The sequence below is a fragment of the Rhizobium sp. G187 genome, assembly GCF_051549525.1.
Lineage (GTDB): Bacteria > Pseudomonadota > Alphaproteobacteria > Rhizobiales > Rhizobiaceae > Allorhizobium.
This window is the reverse complement of the sequence record NZ_JBPUGM010000006.1, coordinates 302869-315815: the sequence shown is the minus strand read 5'-3', so window position 1 is coordinate 315815 and position 12947 is coordinate 302869. Positions and strand designations below refer to the sequence as shown.

Sequence of the window (12947 nt, the reverse complement as noted above, 5' to 3'; positions counted from 1 at the left end):
GGCAATATCACTCCCAGCGAGTTCGCAATGAAAATGGCTATGGAAAAACAGGCCGCATGAGGCCAGATTGAAAATCCAAGACTCTCTCGAAAACTGGAGGGAAATTGGGTCTCAGGTCAGAACGCATCGAAATGATCTGGCTCAAGAGCGATTGGACTGGACTTGCTCGTCGCATGCCGCTACGTAAGATACTGATATTCCAGACATTTTCTGGGTTCATATTTATATTCTCTCTAACCCGCCAAAATACCTTTAGAGTTTAATTGTTTGCGAGACTCCTAGCCGTCCGGTAAGGGGCCACCGAGTCGTTGCTGCGATCACATTTGATCGCAGGGCCACGTCTGCGGCGCAGCCAATCGATTTCAACTGACTACCAATGTTCATAGCTTTAGCAATTGCTGCTGAAGCAGGAACAAAAGCAATGAAGGCAAACCCGACAAAAAGTAGATGCCAATCGCTCCAACTATGCCCGTCGAGAAGCCATGAATCACCACGCTAGAGAGCGATTTTTGATCTTCTGAGGGCCGAGCCCGAAAGATCCTTACTATGATGCCGAGCGCAATGCTAATAATGCCGAAGAACATCGTAATCACAGCAGCCCAAAGTATAATCCAGATTATGAACGCGATCTGGCACGATACCGCAGACGAAAGTTTATCGTAACTATCTTCCGTTATCTGAAGAAATACGCCTGCAGTAAATAGCCTCACCATCATTGCAATGTAGTCTGAGATGTATTTCACGGAATCGAAGCGATCTTTTGGCTCTCCTCCGAGAAATTTCTTTGTAAATTCGAGAACTATATTCACTTCTTCCTCCAAAAAATATGCCTTGGTTGGCTATCTTTTCGTTTGTCGCTCGGCAAGTTCTAGTTGAATCCATAGTCAACATTCGGTTGATAATGGGATCGCCCTTGGCACCCCTTCGGGGGCGTCCTACGCGTGACCTTCAATATCCGTTGGAGGTCACATGGCGACGATCCGGAAGCTCAGAGGACGCTGACCATGTTCCCAGCAAACTCCGGCTGGATGCATGGTGGAACATGTGGTGCAAATCGACGAAGAAGATAGCCGGTCGAGGACATGAGGCGGCGTCACCGATTGGCACTGATTTGTCGTATTGGCGCCAACCCCAAGCCCAAAATAGCGCCAGGAAAAGTCGTTGCATTCGCATTTATCATCATTGACAGTTCACTGAATGATTGTGCACCTATGCCGTGCGAAGCGATGACATACCGTTCAATGACTGTAATGCAGATTCCTGGGTTACCTTCACACTATTCGGCTTTTCTCTCGGTTCTCCAGAAGCTTAACAGCTTAACGCCTTAATCGAGAAAAGCCTATGTCTCTTCTGCTTCGAACAATCTCAGCTTTGCCAAGCGGACGAACGACGAGTGAGTTGCTTGCTCTTCTCGATGTTGATTTCGATCCCAGGATGCGGGCTTCGATCTATGCGGAGCTTGCTGCCCTCTCAGAGGCCGGCAAGATCTCCAAGGGGCGTGATGGCCGCTGGCGTGCGGTCTCTGCGATCCGACCCATGTCTACCGGTGTCAGCGCACCACTCGACGCATCAATTGCGGGCGCCCTGAAGGCGGCGCCAGCAGTCTTTCTGAGCATCTCTCAAAGTGGCGATTTGCCTGAGCCAACTGATGCGCCGAATGCGCCTGAGCCCGCGGCGTTGCTGCGTTACTACCGCTCGGCTCTTCGTTCAGACCCACGTGGCGCGATTTCTCAGGCTGAAGATCGCCATGGAATCCAATTTCATCTTGTAACGGGTTCAGGCCCACTTACCGGCGAAGATGGGCAAGGTATACAAGTCAAGATCGGGCTCAATGATCTCTCCGATGAGTTCAGGAAGGCATTACTCAAACGTGAAGCCAACGAACAGACAATGGCAGTTGGGTGGCCTATCGCCGTCAGCCAAACCAAAGGCGCTCCGGTCATCTGGCCGATCGGGCTGATTAGTGCGGACTGGGTGCGCACCGACACACATCTGGAGCTGACCATCGACGCTGATGATGTTCTGGTCAATCCTGACTGGCTCAAAGGGGCAGCACGTAGTGAGCGATGGACTGAAAAAGCTCTTCGCGAAGTTTTCAGTCAACCGGAAGGCACCGGTCTGCCGCTCGACGACTTTTTGGCTCGACTGAAGGAGGCAGTGGGCGGCAGCTTCAAGGGAAAGCTTTCAGGCCGTGGCCTCGCAACAGAGCTCGATCCAGCTCAACCTGGAATCTACAACATCGCCGGCATCTTTCTGCCAACTGATAGCACATTCACTGCTGGAGCTGTTCGTGATCTCGACCGTATTGCGGCATGGAGCCAAGACGAGCTCTCTAGAACGGCTCTTGCGCCAATCCTTGGCCTAAATAGCTCGGTTGAGCCCACACCCGCCGCAGCGCTCAACACAGGACCGCTCAACCGCGAACAGATTGCAGCAGTTGAGAAAGCGCTGGGCTCCAGCCTCACGGTCGTCACAGGCCCCCCGGGGACCGGCAAGAGCCAAGCTATCGTCTCGATGGTGGCATCTATACTCAATGCGGACGGATCTGTCCTCGTGGCGTCGAAGAACCATCAAGCCCTCGATGCGGTTGAAGAGCGGCTACGCGGGATTGCCAACGACGTGCCATTTATTGTTCGGACACTCGATCCGGCTCGGGACTTGGATTTGTCATTTAACGCAGTCCTGACGGAATTGATTAGGGAGCCGAGTAGGTCCGGTCCTGCACCAGATCTAATTGCCCGTGCGAAGCTTGCTACCACCGCTAGGTTGAGGGCAGACGCGCTTCAGAAGATTGATGAGATTGGTCGCCTGCGATGCCACATTGCAGATCTTATAGAGCGCCTCGAGGCCCGTCGCGAGGCGGAACCTGATCCGTCTGAAGCGCCATCAGCTGCCGCACGCGTTTCCATCTTCACCCGACTGCTCGAAGTGCTCAAGCGGCTCATTGGGAGAAAAAGTGCTGCCATCGTTGACGATGATCCGGCAGCCGAAGGCGCTTCGGACGAGATGCTGAAGAAGCATCTTGCAAAGCTTCAGCAGGAATGTGAGCGCCTTGGCGCACAAGAGGATCCGGTTTCGCTAACGGCTGAGATTGCGGAACTGGTGCAGTCGATCATGCCGCGGGTTCTGCTCCAAAGGACGGTGCTGACCGAGGCTGAAAGACAGGAATTGGGTGAGGAGCACGCAAACCTTGAGCTGGCTCAATCGACCGGCCCCTTACGTCCTGAGTTGGCCCGGAAGGTCGTTAATCACCGCCCGCTTTGGCTTGCGTCGGTCCTCGGTGTTCCAAAGCGCATTCCGCTGGCGGCGGGGCTTTTCGACTTGGTCATTTTTGATGAAGCCAGTCAGTGCGATGTCGCTTCAGCGCTGCCACTTTTCGCGCGCGCCAAGCGCGCTGTTGTTGTGGGTGACAATAAGCAGCTGTCTTTCATCAGTCAGCTGGGGATCGCCCATGACCGCAACCTCATGCAGGCGCAAGGTCTGCCAATCGGCTCGATGGGCCGCTTCGCACAAAGCCGGCAATCGTTGTTCGACTTGGCTAACCTAACGCCGGGGGCGTCGAAGGTCATGTTGCGCGACCAATACCGTTCAGCAACTGATATCGTCGAATACATCAACGAAGCATTTTACGGCGGAAAGCTGCGTGTCGCTGGCGACCAGCAGAGGCTAAAGGCACCCGCTGGATTGCAACCGGGAATCGCCTGGAAGGACGTTCCTTCTCCGTCGACGCCCATGTCGACAAATATGAATTTGGCCGAAGTATCTGCCATCACTGATCACCTGAAGCTCTTGCTTCTCACTGAAGCATACTCTGGCAGCGTTGGCGTTATTGCACCTTTCCGGCCTCAGGTGCAGGCACTGAGCGACGCGATCCATGCGGCAATCCCGGAACAATTGATTGAAAAGGCTGACCTGCGAATTGGAACAGTGGATAGCTTCCAAGGGCAGGAACGTGACCTGATCCTGTTCTCACCCTGCCTCGGACCATCCAGCGCTATGTCTGCTGTTTCGTTTGTCCAGAAGGACTGGCGCCGGTTGAACGTAGCGATCAGTCGTGCGCGTGCAGTTGCTCACGTGTTCGGGGATCTCAGCTACGCACGCTCGGGCAAAGTCAGCAGCCTACAGAGGCTCGCAAGGGTGGCCACCGAACCGCGAAAGCGCACTGCAGAGACCACGTTCGACAGCGAATGGGAGCGACGCGTGTTTTACGCACTCAAGGCGCAGGGGCTTGAAGCAATCCCTCAATTCGAGATTGCCGGCCGCAGGCTAGACTTTGCACTGTTCGGGCGAGGCGAGATCAAGCTCGACCTAGAAATCGACGGACGCCATTGGCACGCGGACACAGATGGAAAACGCAAACTCGCGGATCACTGGCGGGACAAGCAGCTTCAATCACTTGGATGGCGCGTCCAGCGCTTCTGGGTGGATGAGCTTGAAAAGGATTTGGAGGGATGCATTGAGCGCGTCAAACAACAGCTTTCGTAAATCGCATCGTTTCACAGTTTTGGCTGGATTGCTGGCCGGTGTCTCGGTTGCAGCGCTTGGAGCGATCTTCTTCCAAATGGATCAGATGGAACGTCGCTATGGCATGATCGCATCAGAGATTGATCGCTTTAACAATGAGCGCGCAGCTGCACTCAGACAGCGAGATGAGATCAACTCGGAGATCGCTTCGAAGAACCGAGAATTTGAGAAACTGCAAAGCGATTTGGCCAACAAGGTTACCTCATTGAAGACCGCTGAAGACCAGTTGGTTGAATTGCAAACTCGGCTGAACGAAGGCGAGACTGCATTGCAGGCGCTGTCAAAGCGGCAAGAAGCTGCGGAAGCAGCCATTGAAGAAGCAGCGAGGCTAAAGGCAACCGTCTCGTCGCTTCAGGCTGAGAGGTCGAAGCTGCAGGCCGAGCAAAAGAAGTCTCAGGCGGATTTGGATCGTCTGACGCGGAATTTGAAGGACAGTGAGCAGGCTTACAGTCTGAAGCAGCAGGATCTCGAAGATGCAGACGCACAGCTTGCGGATCTCAACCGCAAAATTGCTGACGCGCAAGTTCGCAATAGCGACCTAGAAGATCTGAAACGACAGGTGGAAGATTTAGAGAAGAACCAAGCAAGCCTACAATCGGCGAAGGCTTCATTGGAGCAAGAGGTTGAAACTTATGTCACTCAACTCGCGACACTGAAGAGCCAAGTAGAGAGCGCAAAGGCTGAGGCGGCATCGGCGGAAAACGACGCCGACGACCTCAAGAGTGCCCGAGACACATTAGCGACGAGCAACGAAGACCTAGACAAAAAGCTGCAGCAGCTTCGCTCAGACATCGCACGGCTCGAGGGGCAGCAACAGAGCGCAACTCTTGCCACCGACGCCGCGAAATCTGCCGCAGCTGAGGCGGAAGGTCGGCAGAGACAGGCTGAGGAACTACGAACACAAGCTCAGAGGCAACTTGCAAGCCTGCTGCCCCAAATAGACGAGGCACAAAAACAAAGGGCCGAACTTGAAGCCAGGATTGAAGCACTCGAAAGAGACGCTGTGGCTGCCCGCGTGGTTGTTTCTCAGGCGGCAGAGGCAGAGCGACGTAAGAGCGCTGCGGAGGCAGCGCAACGAAGTTTGAGTGAGCAACTAGCCGCCGCCCGGGAAGAGCTATCGCAGCTACAGAGCCAGCGCGAAACCGAACAGGCAAGTCTGGACGCTCTTCGATCCCAGTTGAGCAAGCTTCAAGGCACAGCGCAGCAGACGCGCCTCATTTCGGCAGACATCGATGCTCTGCAGGGTCAGCTGAAAACCTTAACAGAACAGGTCTCAAATCTGCGGCGAGAGCAGGCGGCTCTGACAGAGGACATCAAAACCAAGCGGTCTACGCTCAGCGCTCTGAATTCTACTCCCGCAAAGACCCCGGGGGCGGTTTCGCAGGAAGCGACCGACGAGACCCCGGTAATTCCTGACACAACCCAGCAGCCAAACACCGCCCCGGAGCAATAAGGTCCCGCAATGCTTACGTCGAATACCCTTTTATTTCTGCTGCTTGGGATCGGCCTTTTTGGACTCATCGGCATCCAGTTGTTCTTCGCGATTTTTCACGACCGCGTCGTTTCAGCCGCAGGTCCACAGCGTGCGCTGGAGGCCCTGCTAGTTGATATCGACAGCAAGAGAGATCTTCTGAGAGATGTTGAGACAGAACTTGCTGAACGGCGGAAGCGGCTTGAAAACATCGCAGACATCCAGGCCGAGTATGATGCCACCAAGCGGCAACTGGACGAGCTAAAGCTTGAGTGGACTCTTCAAGACGAAAAGCGAGCAGAGATCCGCAAGCTGACCGTCGAAATGGAAACTGCTCTCGCAGAGAAAGCGACAGTCGACGCAGATCTCGCGACGGCCCGGCTCGACCTTGAAGCCGTGCAGGATCGCATAGTCGCGGCTGAGCGCATGTTCGCACAGATCGAACTGATGAAGACCGAACTGGCGGAACTAGAGCGCCAGATCACCGCTCTACGCGAGGAGAAGCGGGCGCTAGTAGATGCCGAGGCGCTCCTCGAAGAGATTAATCGTTCGTTGGCTGACAGCGAACGCGAACTCGCCCATCTGGATGGCAGAGTTGAAGCGGCCCGCAGTGAGCTTGAGTTGGTGCGTGAACAGCAAGTGGCAGAACGCGCCGCAGCCGTCGAGGCAAGGTCTGAGCTGGCAAACGTCGCAGCCAAGCTGGCAGCCGCACAGGAACAGATCAGTTCTGCTGAACGGTCTGTCGAGTCGCTGGAGGATAAGAGAGCCGCCCTTCTGGCCAAACTAGCCCATCTGGAGGAGTTAGCTGGTGACGCAGCTGACGCGGGCGCCGATCCCGACATTTCAAAGCAAGTTGATGAACGGCTTAAAGAGCTGACACTTCTTCCACCTGTTCTCTCTGGACTGAAAGAATGGAAAGAACGGGCGCCGGAAAATGAAGCTGATGCTCTCAAACACGTCAGCGACAGGCTGAAAGCTAGCGGACTAGACTACCCGGACCGGGTCGTCAGGGCATTCCATACCGCCATGAAGGTAAATGAGACAGCGCAGATGGCCGTTCTCGCGGGTATATCTGGGACGGGCAAGAGCCAGCTGCCCAGGCAATACGCAGCCGCGATGGGTATTGGTTTCCTTCAGGTTCCCGTTCAGCCCAGGTGGGACAGCCCTCAGGATCTGATGGGCTTCTACAACTACATCGAAAAGCGCTTCAGGCCTACCGACATGGCTAGGGCGCTGTATCAGCTCGATTTCCTGAACAATCCGAAATCGGAGTTCCAGGACCGAATGCTGATGATTCTGCTCGATGAGATGAACCTCGCGCGAGTCGAATACTATTTCTCTGACTTTCTCAGCCGGCTTGAGAGCCGACCGTCTGCCAAAAACGTTGAAAAGGCTGAACTCCGCAAGGACGCCGAGATCGAACTGGAGATTCCAATGCCCAAGGGTCGGGAAGCGCCCAGAATCTTCCCCGGCTACAATCTTCTCTTCGCGGGCACCATGAACGAGGACGAGAGCACTCAGTCGCTTTCCGACAAGGTTGTAGACCGAGCCAACGTTTTGAGATTTGCCGCGCCGAAAAAACTCAAGACAGCCACGGTATCGGAGAAGCTGCCAACGCCCGAAGCACTCTCAGCGAAGCGTTGGAGCAGCTGGGTTCGCGATTCGAAGGCCGTTGAAGAGAAGCCGCTGGTCCAGTCCAGCCTAAACACCATGATTGAGCTGATGAGCGCCTTCAAGCGTCCTTTTGGGCACCGGCTTGGAAAAGCAATTGTGGCCTATGTGGCAAACTACCCCTTAAGCGATCGAGGCCAAGTTCTGCATGCGCCATTGGCAGACCAAGTCGAAATGAGGCTTCTCCCCAAGTTGCGTGGGCTCGAAGTGCACAGCTTTGATGAGCCGTTCAGCAAACTCCGCGATTTCGTGGCCAGAGACCTGGAGGATGAGGCGCTCGCTCAGGCGATCGAAGACTCACGCCAGGCCGCTCAGGATGGATCTGGGCAATTCGTTTGGAACGGGGTCATTCGCTGATGCTGCACCTACCCCGTCCATGGAGTAGCGAGCGTCTCGATGCCTTTGGGGCCACGGATTGCCTGATCAGCGAGGTGACCCCACCTGCCCGCTCCAAGACGGAGCACACGGTGTTGCTCAAGGGCATGATCCAAGGGCAGCCGATCGATCTGCTTCTGCATCCATACCCGCGCGCAGGTTCTGGGAAAAATCCAACTCGACAGGGCTTCCCCGTCCGGCCGCCGAAAACGATTGAAAGCGAGACAGAAGAGGATCTGCGAGCGCAGGCACTTTTGCGTCGAATGAACGAGGTGCTGGCTCGAGTCCAGGAGTTGGGCGAGGCATTGGACGAGCCTGCTCACGTTTGGCCACGTCTCAAGGCCGCGTGGGAAAGGGCGGAGCACGAGGATGACCCACGCATGGCCGAGATTATCCGGCAGGCGAGAGAGATCCTCCCGAAGCTCAAGGACCTTGAACCGCGGATCCGGAAGGTGCTGCGCCGCACCCGCGAGCTTGTGCCATTGGACAGAGTGCGGGAAATGGATCGTGCTTCGATGCGTTGGCTTGTCCGCCAGCCTGGCAGCACTATTGCAGAGCGGGCAGGTTCAAGCCAAAGGATCTTAGCGACGGTTCGCCGCGAAAACTTCGATACTGCTGAGAACCGAGTCTTGCACGCCTACACGGTTCTTGCCTCGGATGTGGCTAGGCAATGGATGAAGGAGCATCCGAAGGCAAAGGCCAGCCGACGCTACGAACAAGTGGACGAGCTATACCGCTTCTGCAGAACTTTTTCCCGCCTTTTGGCGGAGCTGGACGTGATGATCGCAGAGGCAGGAATTGCTCCGAACTATGTCCTGATGCAGGACTCCAACTACCGCGCGGTCTATCAAGCGTGGTTGAGACTGCTCAAGCACCAGCTGGTTATTGACGACCTGTGGGCATGGCAGGCAGAGACATGGACAGACTTCTGCGTTCTAGCCGTGATATTGGCACTTCACGACGTTGAGGATTGCGAGCTTGTAGCGCAGTCGCCAATCTTTTGGCGCTCGGAAGCAAGCCTCGGCCGATGGTTTGATCAGGATAATCCCATCGCAGTCTTCTGGCTGAAGCGGCTCAATCGTGTTGTTGAAGTTCATTCCCGCCCAAGTCAGGCCAGAGGGCTTCTGAGCTATGCGCGTTCACATGTGGCATTGAAGATTACAGACCCAAGCCGCGTTGATGTCCCCCGCACAGTGGCAGTTTGGACACCTCATACTCTTGACCGCATAGACGTGAAGGAGGCTGTCGTAGAAGCCAATGAGCGCCTGATGGCCATCCAGAAGGTCTCAACGTCAGAGACCTTGAGGCAGGGCCTTATCCTCACGCCAGCTAATGGTTTGCCTGAGGTGGTGGAGGCCAGCGATGTCCGGACAAATGTCCAGGGTATAGCTTTCGATCCGGCAGGTGCCGGCCTCAAGCTTGGTCTTGATGCGATACGAGCATTCGCCCGCGGCGACATCTACAAGTCGGGGCCCTAATGAAAAAGCTCTGTGGCTATGACCTAAATGGCTGGCGGGACTTCGCCAGTCGCAATTGGCAAATTGCGGCCGATGGTGAAGAAGCGGCAAACGATAACACCACCGAAGGTGGCGTATTCGGCTCAGTCATTGTGGTCGGAGATGGCAAAGCAAGCCGGCTTGTTGGGGGCGCACAAGCCGGGCTTGCTCCACATGGCCGAGGCGGCGGATGGGGAGCATTAGGAAGCGATGATCGCAGGATATCGGTCAGATCCTTGCTGAGCTCCCCTGATCCGAGCGTTCTGGCTCTTAGCCACGCGTTCGCAGGCATGTTCGTCGGAGCAGGCATCGGCGTTGCGAGCATCGACGATGTCACGGACAGCAGCGAAATCCTTCAGGAACGGCTTCTGAGCGCGCTCCGGCGGTCGAAGATATCTACACCGCTTCTGGTTTGGAGGCCGGTCCTTTCGGTTCTGTATGGACTATCGGCTGAGCTCATCCAAAAGCCCTGTCGCGTCGGCGTGATCAATCATGTCGATCGAGGGTTTACTGTTCAGGCGCTCATAGTCAGGAATCACAAAGGCCAAGGCAGCGGGGTGCTCGCACCTGAGCGCCGAAACTTCAGTCAGCTCATCGAATGCTCCCTTGGATATGAGCATCTGGCGCAAGCCGCACTTAGTAGCCTAGAGGCGTCAGCCTATAAGCACTGGAGCGCACCACTGCATGCCGCAAGTTCAGTCGGGCGATTGGCGCTTGGCATTGAAACCAAGCCAGAGTTGCTTCGCATGAACAACGGCGACTGGCAGGCCCTCGAGCCGCCAAACAAGCTTTCCCTAGAGTTCCCCGACTTGCCATCCGCAATACTGCATCTGCTCCGCAGCTGCGACTTGGTGCTCGTTGAGTCTCTGACTGACGGAGCCGCAAGGCAACATATACACGATCATTTTGCGAATGCGCTGGGGATGCCGCTAGTATCACTACCACCATCGGCCGTCGCCAAGGGCGCTTTGGTCGCAGCGACACGCATGAGCAAGCGGGAACCCGTCTATTTCGACTTCCTGCCGCAGATTTCGACAATTGTGCAAAGGCCTTCAGGCGCAGAAAGCTACGACCTCATAGACCCCGAGACAACGCTGCCAGCGGGTGAGATTTACCGAAGCCCCGCCCCTGCTCAGTTTGCGATACAAGCGGGGCAGGAGCGGTTCTCCATTTACCTTCGCAAGCAAAACGTCACCAAGCCCAGAAAGGCGACTGTCGATCTGGATCTAAGACTCTCTGGCACTGTGCCGGTTGAACTGAGTGTGGAGCAATCCCCGGCATCCGGACGCGCGAGGATTGCCGTATATGCGGAAAGTCTTTCAAGGCAGTTTCTGGTCGATTGGGACAGCGCGGAAGAACTCGATGAGGACTGGTCTGAACTACTTGCCAAACTGGAGAAGCCAGAACCGACAGTTCCAAGTCGTCTGATCATACCTTGCTCTAAAGCTCTGTGGGACAAGAGTGTCTTCGAAGTGGGTTTCGCGGAGCTCGTGAACGCGAACGCCAACGCTGCCGAGGTCGATTGGAAAGCATTGGCCGATAAAGCAGATGATCGATACGCACGATCTTACGCTGTTTCTAGCGATGGCCAGCTGCCATCCGGGATCGACGGCGAAACGCTAAGGAATCTAAGAAAGCTGATTGATCAAGCGATCACTCATCTGAATCTGCGCTTGTCCGGCAAGTTGGATGCCGGTAACGACTCTCTCCGGTTTCTGACTTGGCTGTTCAGGCTTTGTCCGAACGACGTTGCCATCATTCTACTCGATGCTTGGGACCAACAAGTGTCGGGTCATAAGCTCTTCAACCATCCAAGCCATTGGAAGCTAGCATACCAGGGCTTTGGGCGGATCGTTTCTGACAAGACGCTCGAGTTGCGAGCTATACACAAGATCCTCCAGAAGCCGATACAGAACTGGGTATGGCAGCGTGAAACTGCAGCCCTAGCCTTTATGCTCTCTCGATCCGAAACCGCTCCCCGGCAGCTCACAAGGCAGAATGTCGAACTGCTCGCCAGACGCGTGCTGTTAGAGTTCCGGGAAAATCTCGGCACCACCTACAACAAGTTTCACTACGCGCCGTTTCTCCTAGTCGGCCTTATCCGTTGGCGAATGGTCGACAGACATGCGTTGGTTATTGGCACTGATCCAGTTGCTGACACCCTCGCCAAAGCCACGAGAAGGACTCTGGCTGACCTTGCACATCAGAGCCGTGCCAGCGCTCAGGGCAAATATGGTGTGATCCTGGAGCAAATCTTGGAAGAGCTACATGGCCAGGGCTCGAACCCTGACCTGCTGCTCGATATCTATGCTGGCGAAGAGGGCTAAGCTTTCGCCTCGCCCCCTCAATCTCCAGCTCTTGCTGCGCGGACTATCGCCTAAATATTCTTAAGGTTTTCTAGCTCCGGGAAGGCATACCACTTCAGAAGCGGCGCCATACAAGCGGCAGCATTTTCATTTGTGCTGACCGGTGTCACCCCGACGAGGCGAACTGAGATCGTAGATCTGCCTGTGTAGGCACCGAGCCGGTTCTTGGCGTTCGCCTTTACGCAGACGAATTGCAGCTTCCCGCCAGGTGCATCCATCACAGCCGAGATTTCGGCGTCGCGAACAGAATAGGGATCGATCAGGTAATCCCTGGCGGCTTTAACAATGGCATGTCGGACTGCATTTGATGGCGCGCGCTGCGTCGCCAACACGTTGTCCATCTGCTCTTGAGTGACACAGCCGGAGAGCGCCACTGCGGCGGCGACAAGAAAAATCCGAATCTTCAAAAAACATCCCCCTTTGTTTGGATTCAGACCATCTACACCTCAGCCGGAAAAACTCAAGCTTAGGTTGCGCCCCGACGCACAGTCTACCATTCTAGAATGCCCCTCACGTTGGAAGCGAACGATGCGTAGTTTGATCTGATTCGTGCGATCAGTTAGATCTGCATCTCGTCTACTGCGCAACAAAGTTTAGATCGCCACAATGTTACAAAACTTCTTATAACCTATTGTAATTTAATAAACCTGAGCGACTTCAAATCTCTCTAGCAGCACCATTCCATCTCCTTGAAATCGTTGAAACCATGGTATTGCGCGTTCGCTCGGTGATACTCGGCTGATCTTGCCGTTCATGCTGCAAGGTCTCTGCATGCAGTAAGACCCTACGAAGGCGTGTTTGGCCTATAGGCGCATATCGCCATCGGGCAAGGTACACGCTGAATCAAAATCCATGCCGTCAGCGCCGACGTTATGCTGTGGCGATGCCAGAGGTCAGCCCGGAAACTCAGCGGCAGACCAAAGCTGCTTCCAGCCCATATAATATGATATAGATTGTCACCTTTATTGACGAAACAGACTTTCTGGCCGATGTTAGGCGGCGTCGGCTGCGGCCTTCAAAGCGCGCCAGGCCCGCGAATTTCCG

The 12947-nt window shown here is 55.3% G+C and carries 7 protein-coding genes; 5 read left to right on the top strand and 2 right to left on the bottom strand.

Annotated features, from left to right (window positions below; translation table 11 throughout):
• Nucleotides 1-380: 380 nt before the first annotated feature.
• Nucleotides 381-809 (bottom strand): hypothetical protein, encoded by a 429-nt coding sequence (locus ACSV9I_RS18355; protein WP_438330229.1) that lies wholly within the window; start codon nt 807-809, stop codon nt 381-383.
• 532 nt (nt 810-1341) lie between these two features.
• Here ACSV9I_RS18355 and ACSV9I_RS18350 point away from each other — a divergent pair.
• From ACSV9I_RS18350 to ACSV9I_RS18330, 5 genes are all read left to right on the top strand, one after another.
• Nucleotides 1342-4485, top strand: coding sequence for an AAA domain-containing protein (locus ACSV9I_RS18350; protein ID WP_438330228.1), 3144 nt, complete (start codon nt 1342-1344; stop codon nt 4483-4485).
• Entirely contained in the window at nt 4457-5977 is a 1521-nt protein-coding gene (locus ACSV9I_RS18345) for a hypothetical protein (RefSeq protein WP_438330227.1), read from the top strand. The genes ACSV9I_RS18350 and ACSV9I_RS18345 overlap by 29 nt, the downstream gene beginning before the upstream one ends.
• 9 nt (nt 5978-5986) lie before the next feature.
• Entirely contained in the window at nt 5987-8023 is a 2037-nt protein-coding gene (locus tag ACSV9I_RS18340) for a chromosome segregation ATPase-like protein (protein WP_438330226.1), read from the top strand.
• Nucleotides 8024-8133: 110 nt separating this feature from the next.
• Nucleotides 8134-9519 carry a DUF2357 domain-containing protein gene (locus tag ACSV9I_RS18335; protein WP_438330225.1) on the top strand — a complete coding sequence of 462 codons (1386 nt, stop codon included), beginning with the start codon at nt 8134-8136 and terminating at the stop codon, nt 9517-9519.
• Nucleotides 9519-11864, top strand: a complete 2346-nt coding sequence (locus ACSV9I_RS18330) for a hypothetical protein (RefSeq protein WP_438330224.1) — start codon at nt 9519-9521, stop codon at nt 11862-11864. Before ACSV9I_RS18335 ends, ACSV9I_RS18330 begins: the two co-directional genes overlap by 1 nt.
• A gap of 50 nt (nt 11865-11914) precedes the next feature.
• Here the strand turns inward: ACSV9I_RS18330 and ACSV9I_RS18325 are convergent, their stop codons facing one another.
• Complete coding sequence (locus ACSV9I_RS18325) at nt 11915-12310, bottom strand: hypothetical protein (protein WP_110790022.1); 396 nt, start codon at nt 12308-12310, stop codon at nt 11915-11917.
• Nucleotides 12311-12947: the final 637 nt, after the last annotated feature.

Excerpts from the sequence above, each read along its gene's own strand:
- ACSV9I_RS18350 (WP_438330228.1), top strand. The coding sequence starts at position 1,342 with ATGTCTCTTCTGCTTCGAACAATCTCAGCTTTGCCAAGCGGACGAACG.
- ACSV9I_RS18340 (WP_438330226.1), top strand. The coding sequence starts at position 5,987 with ATGCTTACGTCGAATACCCTTTTATTTCTGCTGCTTGGGATCGGCCTT.
- ACSV9I_RS18330 (WP_438330224.1), top strand. The coding sequence starts at position 9,519 with ATGAAAAAGCTCTGTGGCTATGACCTAAATGGCTGGCGGGACTTCGCC.